The sequence below is a fragment of the Nonomuraea thailandensis genome (genome assembly GCF_024172165.1).
Lineage (GTDB): Bacteria > Actinomycetota > Actinomycetes > Streptosporangiales > Streptosporangiaceae > Nonomuraea > Nonomuraea thailandensis.
Map to the genome: position 1 here is coordinate 5414416 of NZ_JAMZEB010000002.1, position 15849 is coordinate 5430264.

The following is a 15849-nucleotide window of genomic DNA, read 5'->3' on the forward strand; positions in this document are numbered from 1 at the left end:
CGCGTGCGACGGTGGTGGGGCCGGGCCGGCGGGCTCAGGCCAGGCGCGGCACCGGGGCGGTCGAGCCGCGCACCACCAGCTCCGTCGCCAGCTCCACGTGATGGGAGTCCACCCTCTCCCCGGCCGCCAGCCGCAGCGCCGTGCGCAGCGCCACCCCGCCCATCTCGCGCAGCGGCTGCCGGACGGTCGTCAGCGGCGGCGAGGTGAGCTGGGCGATCTGCGTGTCGTCGAACCCCACGACGCTCAGGTCCTCGGGGATCCGCAGCCCCCGCGCCCGCGCCGCCTCCATGATGCCCACGGCCACCTCGTCGCAGCCGGCGAAGATGGCCGTGGGGGCGTGCGGCAGGTCGAGCACCGCCGCCCCGCCGACCATCCCGTCGTGGTAGCGGAAGTGCCCCGAGCGTACGAACCCGGGCAGCACCGGCGCCCCCTCCGACTCCATGGCCGCCCGGTATCCGTGCAGCCGCGCCTGGTTGCAGCCCGCGGTGGCCGGCCCGCCGATGTAGGCGATGCGCCGGTGCCCGAGCGAGAGCAGGTGCTGGGTGGCAGCCAGGCCGCCGGCGAAGTTGGTGGAGCCGATGCTGGTGACCTGGGTGCGCGGCAGGTTGAGCGGGTCGATGAGGACGAGCGGCAGCCGCGCCCTGGCCAGCGCGGCCGGCTGCCCGGAGGTGAGCTGGCCGGTGACGGCGATCAGCGCCCGCCGCCCGGCCGCGACGAGGCCGCGCGCCCAGGCGGTGGTGCGGGCGGTGCCGCTCCTGATGCTGACGACGATCCCGACCCCGGCCTCCGCCCCGGCGGCCACCGCGCCCTGGATGATCTCGGTGGAGTACGCGTTCAGGTCGGCGTCGAACTGCAGCTCGACCGTGGCCAGCCCGGGCGGCTCGCGGCGGGGCGCCGGCGCGACGTAGTCGTGCTGCTGCAGCAGCGACTGCACCAGCGAGCGGGTGGCGGGCGAGACGTCGCTGCGGCCGTTGAGCACCTTGGAGACGGTCGCGACCGACACCCCGGCCGAGGCCGCGACCGTGGCCAGCGTGGCGCGTCTAGGACTGGATGGCATCCGCACCCCCTCGCCCCCGCACCTCGGCGGGGGTGACGAGCCGCCGGTCGTGGCCGACGTGCCTGGACGGGCCGGTCAATCGTACGACGCCGCGGCACGGCAGGTCCGCCGCCGACGTGCCCGCGAGCACCTCGACGTCACCCGGCTCGACGACGCGGCGCAGGTCGCGGCCGGTGAACGCGGTGCGGTCGGCGTGCACGTGGAAGCACACCTCGGCGCTCTCGCCCGGCTCCAGCCGCACCCTCGCGTAACCGGTGAGCTGCCGCACGGGCCTGGTGACCTGGGCGAGGACGTCGTGCAGGTAGAGCTGGACGACCTCCTCCCCGGCCCGGCCGCCGGTGTTGCGCACGGTGACCGTCGCGGTGAACTCGCCGTCGGTGGGCACCTCCTCGTGGCTCAGGCGCAGGCCGGTCACCTCGAAGGCGGTGTAGGAGGCGCCGTACCCGAAGGGGAACAGCGGCGTCGGGTCGAGGTTGCTGATGCCGTGGCTGTCGGTGCCCAGCGGGGGTTGCAGGTAGGTGCCGGGCTGGCCGCCGGGGCCGCGGGGGATCTGCACAGGCAGCCGGCCCACGGGCTGGATGCGGCCGGACAGCACCCCGGCGATGGCGGCGCCGCCCTCCTCGCCGGGCATGAACGCCTGGACCAGCGCGGCGGCGTACGCGTGCACCTCGCCTAGCGCGTACGGGCGGCCCGAGACGACGACCACGACCAGCGGCGTGCCGGTGGCGGCCAGCTCGGCGAGCAGGTCGGCCTGCACGCCGGGCAGCCGCAGGTCGTCGGCGTCGCAGCCCTCCCCCGACGTGCCCTGGCCGAACAGGCCCGCCAGGTCGCCCACCACGGCCACGCACACGTCCGCGTCGCGGGCGGCGGCCACCGCGCCGTCGAAGCCCGAGCGGTCCTCGCCCCGCACCTCGCAGCCCTTGGCGTAGCTGATCTGCGCGCCGGGCAGCTCGGCGGTGAGCGCGTCGAGCACGGTGGGCGCCTCGACGCCGAGGCCGAGGCCGGGGTGGCGGGGCAGCACGTGGTTGGGGAAGGCGTAACAGCCCATGAACGTGCGCGGGTCGTGCGCGGCGGGCCCGACCACGGCCACGCGGCGCGGCGCCGTGCGCCGCTCGTCCGCGCTCGTTCCGGCGCCCGCGCTCATGTCCGCACCCGTGCTCGCGGGTGCTCCCGCAGCGGAGTCCTCGCCGAGCAGCGGCAGCACGTTCCCGGCGTCCAGCAGGATGATCGACCGCTCGGCGAGCTCTCTGGCCAGGGCGCGGTTGGCGGGCGAGTCGAGGTCCACGGCCCCGGCCCCGGCGACCGAGCCCTCCGGCGTCCAGCCGGGGTCGAGCAGGCCGAGCTGCGCCTTCTGCGTGAGCAGGCGGCGTGCCGCCCGGTCCACCAGGGCCTCGGACAGCTCGCCCCGCCGCACCCGCTCGGCCAGGTGCTGCCCGAACCCGAGCGTGTCGGGCAGCTCGACGTCGATGCCCGCGCCGAGCGCCAGCGCGCCGGCCTCCTCCGGGCCGGCGGCGACCAGGTGCATGGTGGCCAGGAACGGGACGGCCCAGTAGTCGGAGACGACGGTGCCGGTGAACCCCCACTCCTCGCGCAGCACCTCGGTCAGCAGCCACGGGTCGGCCCCCGCCGGGACGCCGTCCACGTCGGCGTAGGAGTTCATCACCGAGCGGGCCCCGCCCAGCGCGATGGCGGTCTCGAACGGCGGCAGGATCATGTCCATCAGCTCGCGCCGGCCCATGGGCACGGGGCCGTGGTTGCGCGCGGCGCGCGAGGCGGAGTAGCCGGCGAAGTGCTTGAGCGTGGCGATGACGCCGGCGCCCTCCAGGCCGCGCACGTAGGCGGCGCCGAGCGTGCCGACGAGGTACGGGTCCTCGCCCATGGTCTCCTCGACGCGCCCCCACCGGTAGTCGCGCACCACGTCCAGCACGGGAGACAGCCCCTGGTGCACGCCCACGGCCCGCATGTCGCGGCCGATGGCGGCGGCCATCCGCTCGACCAGCCCGGGGTCGAACGTGGCGGCCCAGGCGATGGCCGCAGGGTAGACGGTGGCGCCGTAGGCGGTGAAGCCGGTCAGGCACTCCTCGTGCACGATCGCGGGGATGCCGTGCCGGGACGCCTCGACGACGGCGCGCTGCAGGCGGACCACCTCTGCCGCGCCCTGCGCCGGGGTGACGGGGGCGCTGCCGTGCACGCGGGTCAGGTGCCCCAGCCCGTGGCGGACGGCCTCCTCCAGCGGCACCGTCCCCGAGGCGGCGAACACGTCCTGCATCGGCGCCACGTTGAGCGGCTCGGCGCCGGGCTCCGGCCCGGTCTCGGACGCGTCGTGACTCATGTCGTTGCCGAGCCACCGGCTGCCGAGCTGGCCGATCTTCTCCTCAAGGGTCATCTCCGCAAGGAGGGCATCGACTCGGTCGGCCACGGCGAGCGCCGGGTCCTGCCACGGGCGCAGTGCCCGCTCCGCCGTCGGGGTCCGATCAAGAGCCGTCATGTACTGCGCTCCTTAAAAGGTGCGGTGCTGCCGTAAGTTTTCGAAATGTTTCGACACCGGTGGGCCACCTTGGCGCGAACCTTCCACCGTGCCGCGGACCTGGTGAAGGTTGGCGCGACGTTACCTTACACGTGAGCTCCAGGAAATCCAGAGGTTTCCTGATCGACAAGGTCTTGACACCTTTATTGCCGAAACCTAGATTGGCGAACCCCGCGGTCATGTCGAAAATGTTTCGATGAGCTGACTTTAGGAGGAGTGGAAAGTGGCATCGCGACGATGCCGATCCACGGCCGCCGGCCATCGCATGCAGTGATCAACGAGCCGCGAACCCCAGCCCGCGGCATACAAGTACGGAGATCAGCGTGGAGTCCAGGACAACCTCTCGCCGCAATTTCCTCAGCCTCGTCTCCATGGGTGTCCCCCTCGGAGCAGCACTCGCCGCCTGCGGCGGCACAGGACCCACCCAGACCGGCGCCGGTGGCGGCGGCGGGAACGCCACCACCGGTGGTGGCGGCGGCAACAGCGCCACGTACTGGTACCTGTCGACGCAGCCCCAGGAGGGCGTGCGCACCAGGACCATGGAGCGGCACAACCAGGCCAACCCCAACGCGAAGATCGAAGGCACGACCTTCCAGAACGACGCGTTCAAGACGAAGATCAAGACGGCCATCGGCGCCGGCCAGGCCCCCACTCTGATCTGGGGCTGGGGCGGCGGCGGCCTGCGCAGCTATGTGCAGGCGGGCCAGGTCGAGGACCTGACCTCGTGGTTCGACCAGAACCCGGCCGTGAAGGACAAGCTGTTCCCCTCCGCCTTCGGCGCGGCCACCGTCGACGGCAAGATCTACGCGATGCCGTGCGAGACCCTGCAGCCCATCGTCCTGTACTACGACAAGCGGGCCTTCGACAAGATCGGCGCCCAGCCGCCCCAGACGTGGGGCGACATCCTGGACCTGGTGCCCAAGTTCAACGCCAAGGGCATCGCGCCGTTCTCCCTCGGCGGCCAGTCCCGCTGGACGAACATGATGTGGCTGGAGTTCCTCTTCGACCGCATCGGCGGCCCCGAGATCTTCCAGGCCGTGTTCGACGGCGAGAAGGACGCCTGGAACAACCCGCTCGCGATCCAGGCTCTGGGCGAGGTGCAGAAGCTGGTCAAGGCCGACGGGTTCGTCAAGGGCTTCTCCTCGATCACCGCCGACTCCAACGCCGACCAGGCGCTGCTGTACACCGGCAAGGCCGCGATGATGCTGCACGGCGGCTGGACGTACGGCAGCATGTCCACCGACGGCGGCGACTTCGTCTCCGGCGGCAACCTCGGCTACATGAACTTCCCGCCGGTCGACGGCGGCAAGGGCGACCCCGGCAACACGGTCGGCAACCCCGGCCAGTACATGTCCATCTCCTCCAAGGCCACGCCCGAGCAGAAGGAGATCGCCAAGAAGTTCTTCTCCGGCGCGCTGATCGACGACACCTCGGCCAAGGAGTGGGTGGGGACGGGCGCCGTCCCGATCCTCAAGGGCGCGGACGCGCACTTCGCTACCTCCAAGGACAAGGACTTCCTGACCTTCGTCTACAACATCGCCGTCAACGCCAAGTCCTTCGGACAGTCGTGGGACCAGGCGCTCAGCCCGACGGCCGCCGAGGTGCTGCTGGACAACATCTCCAAGCTGTTCCAGCTGTCGATCTCGCCGCAGGAGTTCGCCACGAACATGAACGCGGTCATCGGCAAGTGAGCGCGACCGCCACGGCCGCCAGGCCCGCCTCCAAGGCGGGCCGTGGCGGCTCCCTCGCGTGGATGACCGTCCCGGCGCTGGTGTTCTTCCTCGGTTTCGCCATCATCCCGCTGATCGGCGTGCTCGCTCTGAGCTTCGTGACGTGGGACGGGATCGGGGCGATGAGCCTCGCCGGCCTCAGCAACTGGGTCACGATCCTGAGCGATCCCGGCCTGCCGCACGCGCTCTGGGTCACCTTCCTCCTCATGGCCGTGTCGTGGGCGGTCCAGACACCGGCGAGCATCCTGATGGGCGCGTTCCTGGCCGGGCACCAGCGCTACCGGGCGGTCCTGTCGGTGGTGTTCTTCGTCCCGCTGCTGCTCAGCTCGGCCGCCCTGGCGATCACGTACAAGGCGCTGCTCGACCCGAACTTCGGGCTGGGCGCGGGCCTGGGGATCGACATCCTGATCCAGGACTGGCTGGGCGACCCGGTGCTCGCCTTCAGCGTGGTGATCTTCGTGGTGTCGTGGCAGTACATCCCGTTCCATTCGCTGATCTACCAGGGCGCCATCCGCCAGATCCCCCGCTCGATGTACGAGGCCGCGGAGCTGGACGGCGCGGGCCGGGTGCGCAGGTTCTTCAGCATCACGCTGCCGCAGCTCAAGTACACGGTCATCACGTCCTCGACGCTGATGGTGGTCGGCTCGCTGACGCTGTTCGACCTGATCTTCGTGCTGACGGCCGGCGGCCCCGGTGACGCCACCCGGGTGCTCGCGGTCGACATGTACAAGCGCGGCTTCATGGCCAACCTCATGGGCCCGGCCAGCGTGATCGCGATCGTCCTCGTCCTCGTCGGCCTGGCCCTCTCGCTGCTGCTGCGCAGGCTCGGCGGGCGCGACTCCAGCCACAGCCAGCTAGAAGGGGCCTGACGCATGACGACCGTCCCCACCAGGGCCCCGGAGCACCTCGAAACCGCCAGGGCCGACCCGCGCCACCGCCGCGTCACCTCGCGCGGCAAGGAGCGGCCCAACTACCTGGCCGGGCTGACCAGCGTGTTGTGGCTGGTGATCGTGGTCGTGCCGATCTACTGGATCGTCATCACCAGCTTCAAGTCCCAGTCGAGGTACTACCTGGAGAACCCGTTCGCCCTGCCGTCGGAGCCGACGCTGGCGAACTACCGGCTGGTCATCGAGTCGGACTTCGTGCAGTACTTCGTCAACAGCGTCATCGTCACCATCGGCGCCGTGGTGCCGGCCGTGGCGGTCAGCTTCATGGCGGCCTACGCGATCGTGCGCGGCGGCAGGAGCAGGCTGCTGCGCTGGACGAACTCGCTGTTCCTCATGGGGCTGGCCATCCCGCTGCAGGCCACGATCATCCCGGTCTACCTGATCATCATCCAGCTCGGCCTGTACGACTCGCTGATGGCGATGATCCTGCCGTCGATCGCGTTCGCGATCCCCCTGTCGGTGCTGGTCCTGTCGAACTTCATCAGGGACGTGCCGAAGGAGCTGTTCGAGTCGATGCGGATCGACGGCGCGACCGAGCGCGCGATGCTCTGGCGGCTGGCGTTCCCGCTGGTCCGCCCGGCCGTGGTGACCGTCACGATCTACAACGCGCTGCACATCTGGAACGGGTTCCTGCTGCCGCTGGTGCTCACGCAGACCCCGGACAAGCGCGTGCTGCCGCTGGCGCTGTGGTCCTTCCAGGAGGAGTACAGCATCAACGTGCCCGCCGTGCTGGCCTCCGTCGTGCTGACCACGCTGCCCATCCTCATCCTGTACGTGGTCGGCCGCCGCCAGCTCCTCAGCGGGCTGACCGCGGGCTTCAGCAAGTAGTGAGAGCGCTCTCGTGGCGGCGCAGGTGCTCGATGTTCAGCTCGTAGAAACGATCGTCGCCGCGGGCGACGTGGCCGGCGAAGGCCGCGTCGCCCGCGGCGGCACGCTCGCGCATGAAGCCGACCAGGTGCTCCAGGCGCCTGATCGCGGTCCGCACCAGTGCCTGCCTGCCGGCCTCGTCGAGCCCGTACGCGTCGGCGAACAGCCGTAGCCGCCGCGCCTGCTCCGCCACCGGGATCCCGTCGCCGTCACCCGGATCGTGCAGCGGCACGAACCGGTAGGCCGCGTACGCCACGTCCCAGACGCGCGGCCCCGGATGCGCCGTGTCGAAGTCGATGAACGCGACCGGCCTGCCCTGCCTGAACACGCAGTTGTACGTGGCCACGTCGCCGTGGCAGATCACCTCGGCCGGCTCGACCGGCGGGAAGTACCAGACGTCCTGGTGCGGCAGGCCCACCGTGGCGTCGTGGTAGTCGCGCAGCAGCCGGGCCACGGCCGCCAGCACCTCGTCCGTGCGCACCCAGCCGGGCAGCGGGTAGTCGGCCGTCTGCCCCGGCACGAAGTCGAGGACCTCCCGCCCCCGCTCGTCGAGGCCGTGGCTCCTCGGGGCGCCGGTGAACCCGCGGGCCTCCAGGTGCCGCAGCAGCGCGTGCACGGCCGGGGTCCAGGGGCCCGGCGGGCGGCGTACGGTGTCGCCCGCCCGCACCACGTGGTTGACGCCGCCACCCGTCAGCACCTCTTCCTCGGGCACCGCACCTCCTCGATCGCCGGGTCAGTGTGCCACGACGCCTCCGGGCTCCGCGCCCCCTTTTCCCGGCGTCGCAGGCGTACGGGCCGGACGGGAGCGCCGCCGGAGACGTGCGGACGGGACCCTCACGAAGGGGCTCAGCGCACCGGAGTGATCACCGGCGCGCCCGGAACGCCACGGCCGTCGTGGAGGTGATCGCCGTCACCAGCACGACGGTGAGCAGGACGGTGTTCATCGGGTTGCGCCGGCGGCCGGGCGGCTCGGCCTGCCGGACGTGCCGCCGGGCCGAGGGCGTCGCGCTGGGGGTGGGCGTCGGGGTCGGGGCCGGCGTGGGCGGCGGCAGCACGCGGACCGGCACCACGGGCGGGGCGACGGCCCTCGGCTCCGCCGCCCGCGGCCGGCCGCGGGGGCACTCCCCCAGCACGACCCCGCCCGCGCACACGCCGTCGGGGAAGACCGTCACCTGCGGCACCGTGACCTCGGGCGCCGCCCGCCGCTTGGCGCGCGGCATCGAGATCGACACCTTGGGGCCGGGCGACCGCCGCGTCATCACCCGCGGGACCTTCACCGTGGGGCCGACGGTGACCCTCCTGGGCGGCTCGGGCCTGCGTACGGACACCCGCGGCACCGGCCGCGGCGACGGCACCTTGCCCGCTTCGGGCACCGCCCGCGGCGGCGGCACCCGCCCCGCCATCGGCACCGCCCGCGGAGCCCCCGCCCGCGCCCCGACCGGCACGGAAAGCGAGGCCACCGCCCGCACGCCCTTCGGCCCGGAACGCCGGGCCGCCGCCCGCACGCCTTCCGGCCCGGAACGGCGGCCCGCCGCCCGCTCGGGCAACAGCCCCTGCGCGGACACAGCGCTCCACTCGGCCGCCGGGGTCAGGCCGGTCAGCGATTCGGGGCCGGCCGCGGCCGGGCCGGCCGCGGCGGCCAGCGCGAGGGTGGCGGCGAGCAGCAGGGGCGCGCGCCTGACGCCCACGGTCACATCCCCCCGCTGATCCGCGTGAACTCCTCCAGCGCCCCACGGAACGCCTCCGGCCCGACGGCCAGCGGCCCGTCGAAGGCGCGGGAGATGTCCCACGTCAGGTAGGTGCCGAACCCGATCAGCGCCGCCGTCGCCACCAGCGGCAGCATGGCCGGCCCGCGCGGCCTGGCCCCGGCCAGGAACGGGAAGACCACGACCAGCACCCCGGTGAGGACCGTCAGGAACAGCAGCCCGTCGGGCGGCGCGGCGCCGGCGTCGGCGGTGCGCTGCGCGCGGGCCGTGGAGATGGCGCTGACGTGCTCCAGCACGGTCGCCTTGGCGTCCTCCTCCTCGTCGTCGCCCGGCTGCAGCGCGTTGACCCGCCCGCGCAGGTCGTCCATGCGCTCGTCGCCGACGGGATGCATGCGCCCGCCGGCCATGAGCGGCCACTCGTCCCTGACCACGAAGGACACGTAGTCGCGCAGCGACCTGCGCACCTCCTCGGGCGCGGAGCCCGGCAGCCCCGAGGCGGCCCAGTAGGCGTCCACCGAGGCCTGGCTCTCGGCGTGGGTGTTGAGCCTGGCGGCGTCGGCCGTGGTCCAGGGAACGATGATCGCGATGGCGAACACGAGCAGGAACATGGCCGACAACATCGCGCCGGCGTGCGCGGCCGACGGGCCGTTGGGGTCACGGTCCTCGCCGGCCGTCTTCACCCGCCTGAACAGCAGCGCGGTGAGCGCCACCGCGCCCACCGCCGCCAAGATCGAGAGGATGTACGCCACCATGAAGATCTCCCGGATCTGTTCGGATACGCAGTGTCACATTACTATCACACAGCGCAATGATGGCGTGAGGGCCTGAAAGGTAAAGTCCCGGGCAAGCGCCACGGCCGGGCCCGGCATCGCGCGGCCCCGTGATCCGCGCGGCCCCGGCCCCGGCCGGGCACGGCTCCGCAGCCGGATGAAACCGCCACGGGACGGGCCCGCGGCCGGCTGGAGCGAGCTGGGCGTCAGCTCGCGGGTGGCGCTCACCACCAAGATCCAGGCCGACCGGGGCTGACCGGGGTTTCCGGCCCCCTGCCGGCAGGGGCGCGGTTACGCTGGTGCCGACGATCACCGGGGGGGCGTCGTGGACCAGTTCGTGCTGCTCATGCTCGTGCTGCTGGGCGCCCTGGTCACGGTCCCACTGGGCGAGCGGCTGGGCCTGCCGCCGCCGGTGCTGATGACGCTGCTGGGCATCCTGCTGGCCGTCCTGCCCTTCGTCCCGAACGTGGACGTCCCGCCCGGCATCGTGCTGCCCCTGCTGCTGCCGCCGCTGCTGTACGCCGCCGTGCAGCGCACCTCGTGGCGGCAGTTCGCGGCCAACTGGCAGCCGATCTTCCTGCTGGCCGTGGCGCTGGTGTTCGTGACGACGGCGGCCGTGGCGGGGGCGGCGCACGTGCTCGTGCCGGGGCTGCCGCTGGCGGCGGCCGTGGCGCTGGGCGCGCTGGTGGCGCCGCCCGACCCGGTCGCGGCCACGGCGGTGGCGGGCCGGCTGGGGCTGCCCCGGCGCATGGTGTCGCTGCTCGAAGGCGAAGGATTGTTCAACGATGTGACCGCGATCGTGCTCTACCACGTGGCGATCGCGGCCGTGGTGACGGGCACGTTCTCCTGGCCGGGGGCGCTGGCCGAGTTCGTGCTGTCGGCCGTGGTGGCGGTGCTGGTCGGGCTGGCGCTGGGCTGGCTGGGCGGGCGGCTGATGGCGCTGCTGGGCGACGCGACGCTGCAGGTGGGGCTGTCGCTGCTGGTGCCGTTCGCGGCGTACGCGCTGGCCGACGAGTGGCACGGCTCCGGGGTGCTGGCGGTGCTGACCAGCGCGTTCTATCTGAGCGACCGCATGTTCGAGGCCGACGACGTGTTCGGCAGGTTCGCCTCGACGACGTTCTGGCAGGTCGTGGACACGCTCGTGACCGGGGTGGCGTTCGGGCTGATCGGGCTGGAGCTGCATGCCGTGCTCGGCACCGTGCACGGCCGGCTCGGCACCCTGCTCGCCTGGAGCGCCGTCGTGGTCGGCGTCGTGGTGCTCGTCCGGCTGCTGTGGCTGCTGCCGGCCGCGTGGCTGGCCAAGCGGGTGGGCCGCGGCGACGACACCGAGATCCCGCTGAGCTGGCGCGAGACCGTGGTCATGTGGTGGGCGGGCATGCGCGGGGTGGCGTCGGTGGCGCTCGCGCTGGCCATCCCGCTGCGTACGGCGGACGGCACGCCGTTCCCCGAGCGCCCGGTCATCGTGTTCATCGCGTTCGCCGTCATCCTGACCACGCTGATCGCGCAGGGGCTGACGCTGCCGTGGCTGGTGAGGCGCCTCGGGGTCGAGGCCGACACCGCGGCCGAGCGGGAGCTGGAGAAGCGGCTGGCCGTCGCCGCCGCCAAGGCGGCCAGGCGGCGGCTGCGGGAGATCGACGAGGCCGAGGAGCTGCCCGAGGACGTCGTCGAGGTGCTGAGCAGGCGGATGCTGGACATCGGGCTGCGGATCAGCCCCGAGGTGGCCGACGAGGAGCGGCGGGAGGCGTTCGAGCAGCGGGCGCGGCGGGTCAGGCTGATGCGGCGGGTGCAGGCCGAGATGATGTCGGCCGCCAGGCAGGTGGTGCTGGACGCGCGGCGCGACCCGGGCGCGGACCCGGTGGTGGTGTCGCGGGTGCTGCGGCAGCTCGATGCCAGGAGCCTGCGATGACGGGCTTGTCAACGCTTCAGGACACAACCACAGCAGCCTCAAGCGTGTAACGGTGTGTGACGGTTCGCGGCAAAGGGTAGTCAATAGACATGCTGCGTATCGGCACGTGGAGGTCTCCCGAGTCGGTCGATGTCATCGCCTGCGGCTGGCACGACGACGGCCCCGGCCCTCTCGGGACGGGCGTCAAGCTCATCTACGGCCTGCCCGGCCCCGTGCCGCCCTTTCCCGGGCTCCAGGTCGGCGAGCCGATCGCGCGCAGCGCGGAGGAGATCGCCGAGCTGCTGACGCGGGGCATGGACGTGGTCCGCACCGCGCCGGGCGGCTGCCCGGCCGCGCCGGTGGTGGCGGCGGGCATCTGGCACTACGGCTGGACGCGCCGCGACCGCGGGGCCCTGGCGGGGGCGACCGTGGCGGGGCTGGCGCTGGCGGCGCAGCCGGGCCCGTGCATGGTGGAGATCTGGCGCGACGGGCGCAGCTCGCTCGACGGCGACGTGACGGCGGCGGCGGTCCGCGCCGACCTCGCCGATCGCTTCGCGGGCGGCCGCTACCGCACGCCCGAGGTCACGGTGCCGCTGGAGTCGGTGCGGCTGAGCCAGGAGGCGCCCAGCCGCATCCGCATCGCCCTGACCGCCCCGCTGACCGCCGCCCGCTGACCGCCCCCCGCTGACCGCCGGCCCGGTGTGGTGGGGCGGTGCGACGAAAAGGCTCGCCCTCTTGGTGGTCCACGACGAATCCGCACGGCCCGCGATGGCATACCGTCGCAGGGGATCGTGGTGACGAAGGGGTGGATCGTTGATCGAGGTGAGGGAACTCCACGAGATGGTGGAGCTCGAGCGTGTCGACGCGCTGTTCGACGACATCTGGCATTTCGGCCCCGGCGCGCCGCCCATCACGATCGAGCTGATGCGGGCGCTGTCGCACGCGGGCGGCTACGTCGCCGGCGCCTTCGACGGCGACGTGCTCGTCGGCGCCTCGGTGGCCTTCCTCGCGGCGGACCGCACGCTGCACTCGCACGTCACGGGCGCGACCCGGCGCGGCGCCGGCCTCGACCTGAAGCTGCACCAGCGCCGCTGGGCGCTGGAGCGCGGGCTGGAGCGCATCACCTGGACCTACGATCCCCTGGTGCGCCGCAACGCGCACTTCAACCTGGCCAAGCTGGGCGCCAGGCCGGTGGAGTACCTGCCGTGTTTCTACGGCGTCCTGGACGACGCGATCAACCAGGGCGACGAGTCGGACCGGCTGCTCGCCTCGTGGGCGCTGACCGCGCCGCACGTGGAGACGCAGGCACGCCGGGAGCCGTACGATCAGCCGGACCCCGGGGACGCGATGGTGGCGCTGGCCGACGAGGACGGGCGGCCGGTGGCCGCGCCGGTGGGCGACGACCGGCGCACGGTGCTGGTCGCGGTCCCCGAGGACATCGAGGGGCTGCGCCGGGCCGACCCGGGCGCGGGCAAGGCGTGGCGGCACGCCGTACGCGAGGTGCTCGGGGGTCTGATGGCGGAGGGCCACGCGGTCACGGGGTTCTCCGGGAAGCGGTACTACGTAGTGGAGAAAGCGTGAAGATCACTGGAGTTGAGCTGCGCCGGATCGCGATGCCGCTGGTGGCGCCGTTCCGCACCTCGTTCGGCACCGAGACCGCCAGGGACGTCCTGCTGGTGCGGGTCGTGACGCCCGACGCGGAGGGCTGGGGCGAGTGCGTGGCCATGTCCGAGCCGCTCTACTCCCCCGAGTACGTGGACGGCGCCGCCGAGGTGATCCGCCGGTTCCTGCTGCCCGCGCTGCCGAAGAACCTCGGCGCGAACGACGTCGCCCGCGCCCTGGAGCCGATCAAGGGCCACCGCATGGCCAAGGCGGCGCTGGAGACGGCGGTGCTCGACGCGCAGCTCAGGGCGGCGGGCGAGTCGTTCGGCCGCTTCCTCGGCGCGGCCAGGACACGGGTGCCGTGCGGGGTCTCGGTCGGCATCATGGACTCGGTCCCGCAGCTCCTCGACGCCGTCGCCGGGTACCTGGACGAGGGGTACGTGCGGATCAAGCTGAAGATCGAGCCCGGCTGGGACGTCGAGCCGGTCCGCGCCGTGCGCGAGCGGTTCGGCGACGACGTGCTGCTCCAGGTGGACGCGAACGCCGCCTACTCGCTCACCGAGGCCCCCCGGCTGGCCAAGCTGGACGCGTTCGACCTGCTGCTGATCGAGCAGCCGCTGGCCAACGACGACCTGGTCCAGCACGCCAGGCTGGCGCAGCGGCTCAGGACGCCGATCTGCCTGGACGAGTCGATCGAGTCGGCCGAGCACGCCGCCGCCGCGATCGCGCTCGGCTCCTGCTCGATCATCAACATCAAGCCGGGCCGGATCGGCGGCTACCTGGAGGCGCGGCGCATCCACGACCTGTGCCGGGCCAGTGGCGTGGCCGTGTGGTGCGGCGGCATGCTGGAGACGGGCCTCGGCCGGGCGGCGAACGTGGCGCTGGCCGCCCTGCCCGGCTTCACCCTGCCCGGCGACACCTCCGGCTCGCGCCGCTACTTCGCCACCGACATCACCGAGCCGTTCGAGCTGGTGGACGGCCACCTGGAGGTGCCCACGGGGCCGGGGCTCGGGGTCGAGCCGATCCCGTCGGTGCTGGACGAGGTGACGACGTCCACGGAGTGGATCACCCTCTGATCCCGGGGCGCCGCGGCCGGCGGCCCTAGTCTCGCCGGCCGAAGATCCGCAGCTGGAGCTGCACGGTGAGGCGGGCGTCGGGGTCGCCGAGGTCGAGGCCGCCGATCTCGGCCAGGCGCCTGAGCCGGTAGCGGAAGGTGTTGGGGTGCACGTGGACGCGGGCGGCGGCCACGCTCACGTCGCCGAACGCGTCGAGGTAGGCCTCCAGCGTGGCGGCCAGCTCGGTGCCGTGCTCGGCGTCGTGGTCGAGCAGCCGCCGGTAGGGGCCGGTGGGCGCCTGCTCCTCGGCGGCGGCCACGTCGGCGACCTGGAGCAGCAGCGACTCGAAGTGCACCGCGGCGTATCCGGCGACCTGCCCGGACACGCCGCGGGTGCGCAGGACCCGCAGGGCGCGGTCGGCGTCGGCGCGTGACCTGGCGACCTGGGCGAGGCTGAGCGCGAGGCGGCCGACGCCGATGTTGGCGGCGTGCCGGGGGCCGACCCTGGCCAGGAAGCTCTCGGCCACGCGCACGGCCCTGGCCTCCTCGTCGCCGCCGGGTGTCAGCGGCAGCACCGCGTACGCGACCGAGCCGGCCAGCGCCGCGGCGGCCTTCGGGTGGATGGCGGCGACGTGCAGCGCGAGCGCGTCGCAGAAGCGCTGCCGCTCGCTCTCGGCGCGGGCGCTCTCCGCGGCGTGATCGGCGACCTGTTCGGCCACGCTCGCGGCGGCGCTCCGGGCGGTGACGCCGTGCGGGCTGCCCGTGAGCTGGGCGGCCAGGACGCACAGGCGGGCGGTCGCGATGCCGAGGCGGCCGGCCGCCTCGGCGGCGCCGGCGCCGCCGGCCAGCACCGTGGACAGCAGGTCGGCGCGCAGCCGCCGCTGGGTGTCGGCACCTGCCCGCTCGTGCAGCAGCCGCAGCGCCACGATCTTGGCGGCGTCGGCGAGCGCGCGCCGCCGCTGCGCGCTGAGCGGGTCGCGCACGGCCACCCAGATCGAGCCGAGGATCTCGTCGCCCGCCCGCACCGCCACGGCCTCCCGGTTGAGCGGGCTGCCGTCGTCGAGCTCGATGTGGATCGGGTCCTGGCTCTGGTAGAGCCGCTTGAAGACGCCCCGCTCGTCGAGCAGGCGCAGGTAGCGCTCGGGCACCTGGCGGCCGAGCACGGTCTCGACGCGCCCCTGGTCGGCCTCGTCCTGCCGCCCCGAGTAGGCCAGCACCCGGGAGGACCTGTCCTCGATCGTGACGGGCGCGTCGAGCAGCGCGCAGACGGCGTTGGCCAGCGAGAACAGGTCGCCGTGGGCGCTCTCGCCGGGCTCGGCCAGCTCGCCCTCGGCCAGCAGCGAGCGCAGCAGCGCCGCCACCTGCGCCCAGGAGGCGGCCCGGGTCAGGCCGAGCACGGCGACGCCGCTCTCCAGCACCGCGGCGCGCACCCGTTCGTCCACGTCCACCGGCAGCTTCACCACGACGCCCGCCGCGTGCGGGGCCCGGGCGAGCAGCCCGCAGATGTCGGCGGCGCCCTGGACGCCGACCGCGAGCAGGATCGCGCCCGCGGGCACGATCAGCTCGTCGAGGGGATCGTAGACGTGCACGCCGGTCACCTCGGCGTCGAGGTGACCGGGTGAGGCGGCCACGTCGAGGACGGTCGTGCCGAGGTCGTGGATGATCCGCCCGAGGCTGGCGCGCGGGCGGTCCCTCATGCCATCA

13 protein-coding genes are annotated in these 15849 nt (G+C 73.3%); 7 read left to right on the plus strand and 6 right to left on the minus strand.

Annotated features, from left to right (window positions below; all coding sequences use genetic code 11):
• Positions 1-34: 34 nt before the first annotated feature.
• Positions 35-1057: a LacI family DNA-binding transcriptional regulator gene (locus HD597_RS28495; protein WP_253745929.1), complete on the minus strand. Its 1023-nt coding sequence runs from the start codon at positions 1055-1057 to the stop codon at positions 35-37.
• On the minus strand, positions 1041-3545 hold the full coding sequence (locus HD597_RS28500; RefSeq protein WP_253745930.1) for a glycoside hydrolase family 3 N-terminal domain-containing protein: 2505 nt from the start codon (positions 3543-3545) through the stop codon (positions 1041-1043). Before HD597_RS28500 ends, HD597_RS28495 begins: the two co-directional genes overlap by 17 nt.
• 410 nt (positions 3546-3955) lie before the next feature.
• Here HD597_RS28500 and HD597_RS28505 point away from each other — a divergent pair, with 410 nt between their 5' ends.
• The 3 genes from HD597_RS28505 to HD597_RS28515 are packed head-to-tail and all read left to right on the plus strand — an operon-like array spanning position 3956 to position 7089.
• Positions 3956-5275: an extracellular solute-binding protein gene (locus tag HD597_RS28505; RefSeq protein ID WP_253745931.1), complete on the plus strand. Its 1320-nt coding sequence runs from the start codon at positions 3956-3958 to the stop codon at positions 5273-5275.
• Positions 5272-6183 (plus strand): carbohydrate ABC transporter permease, encoded by a 912-nt coding sequence (locus HD597_RS28510; RefSeq protein WP_372513412.1) that lies wholly within the window; start codon positions 5272-5274, stop codon positions 6181-6183. Before HD597_RS28505 ends, HD597_RS28510 begins: the two co-directional genes overlap by 4 nt.
• Positions 6184-6186: 3 nt before the next feature.
• On the plus strand, positions 6187-7089 hold the full coding sequence (locus HD597_RS28515) for a carbohydrate ABC transporter permease (RefSeq protein WP_253745932.1): 903 nt from the start codon (positions 6187-6189) through the stop codon (positions 7087-7089).
• Here the strand turns inward: HD597_RS28515 and HD597_RS28520 are convergent.
• From HD597_RS28520 to HD597_RS28530, 3 genes are all read right to left on the minus strand, one after another.
• Positions 7079-7840, minus strand: a complete 762-nt coding sequence (locus HD597_RS28520) for a phosphotransferase (RefSeq protein WP_253745933.1) — start codon at positions 7838-7840, stop codon at positions 7079-7081. The genes HD597_RS28515 and HD597_RS28520 overlap by 11 nt on opposite strands.
• 151 nt (positions 7841-7991) lie before the next feature.
• Complete coding sequence (locus HD597_RS28525) at positions 7992-8816, minus strand: hypothetical protein (RefSeq protein WP_253745934.1); 825 nt, start codon at positions 8814-8816, stop codon at positions 7992-7994.
• Positions 8817-8818: 2 nt separating this feature from the next.
• A complete protein-coding gene (locus HD597_RS28530) occupies positions 8819-9586 on the minus strand; it encodes a bestrophin-like domain (protein WP_253745935.1) in 768 nt (255 codons plus the stop codon).
• A gap of 343 nt (positions 9587-9929) precedes the next feature.
• Between HD597_RS28530 and HD597_RS28535 the strand changes: the two genes are divergently transcribed.
• From HD597_RS28535 to menC, 4 genes are all read left to right on the plus strand, one after another.
• Positions 9930-11510, plus strand: a complete 1581-nt coding sequence (locus HD597_RS28535) for a Na+/H+ antiporter (RefSeq protein ID WP_253745936.1) — start codon at positions 9930-9932, stop codon at positions 11508-11510.
• 89 nt (positions 11511-11599) lie between these two features.
• On the plus strand, positions 11600-12163 hold the full coding sequence (locus HD597_RS28540) for an acyclic terpene utilization AtuA family protein (RefSeq protein ID WP_253745937.1): 564 nt from the start codon (positions 11600-11602) through the stop codon (positions 12161-12163).
• 148 nt (positions 12164-12311) lie between these two features.
• The gene (locus HD597_RS28545; RefSeq protein WP_253759509.1) at positions 12312-13070 is read left to right on the plus strand and encodes a GNAT family N-acetyltransferase; all 759 of its coding nucleotides are present in this window, start codon (positions 12312-12314) and stop codon (positions 13068-13070) included.
• Entirely contained in the window at positions 13067-14167 is a 1101-nt protein-coding gene (gene menC, locus HD597_RS28550; protein ID WP_253745938.1) for an o-succinylbenzoate synthase, read from the plus strand. Before HD597_RS28545 ends, menC begins: the two co-directional genes overlap by 4 nt.
• Positions 14168-14192: 25 nt before the next feature.
• Here menC and HD597_RS28555 read toward each other — a convergent pair whose 3' ends face one another.
• Entirely contained in the window at positions 14193-15842 is a 1650-nt protein-coding gene (locus HD597_RS28555) for a PucR family transcriptional regulator (protein ID WP_253745939.1), read from the minus strand.
• Between the last annotated feature and the right edge of the window lie 7 nt (positions 15843-15849).

What these genes read in the sequence shown, in the direction of transcription:
- HD597_RS28495 (WP_253745929.1), bottom strand. Translation starts at nt 1,057, where the DNA reads ATGCCATCCAGTCCTAGACGCGCCACGCTGGCCACGGTCGCGGCCTCG.
- HD597_RS28500 (WP_253745930.1), bottom strand. Translation starts at nt 3,545, where the DNA reads ATGACGGCTCTTGATCGGACCCCGACGGCGGAGCGGGCACTGCGCCCG.
- HD597_RS28505 (WP_253745931.1), top strand. Translation starts at nt 3,956, where the DNA reads ATGGGTGTCCCCCTCGGAGCAGCACTCGCCGCCTGCGGCGGCACAGGA.
- HD597_RS28515 (WP_253745932.1), top strand. Translation starts at nt 6,187, where the DNA reads ATGACGACCGTCCCCACCAGGGCCCCGGAGCACCTCGAAACCGCCAGG.
- HD597_RS28530 (WP_253745935.1), bottom strand. Translation starts at nt 9,586, where the DNA reads ATGGTGGCGTACATCCTCTCGATCTTGGCGGCGGTGGGCGCGGTGGCG.
- HD597_RS28540 (WP_253745937.1), top strand. Translation starts at nt 11,600, where the DNA reads ATGCTGCGTATCGGCACGTGGAGGTCTCCCGAGTCGGTCGATGTCATC.
- HD597_RS28555 (WP_253745939.1), bottom strand. Translation starts at nt 15,842, where the DNA reads ATGAGGGACCGCCCGCGCGCCAGCCTCGGGCGGATCATCCACGACCTC.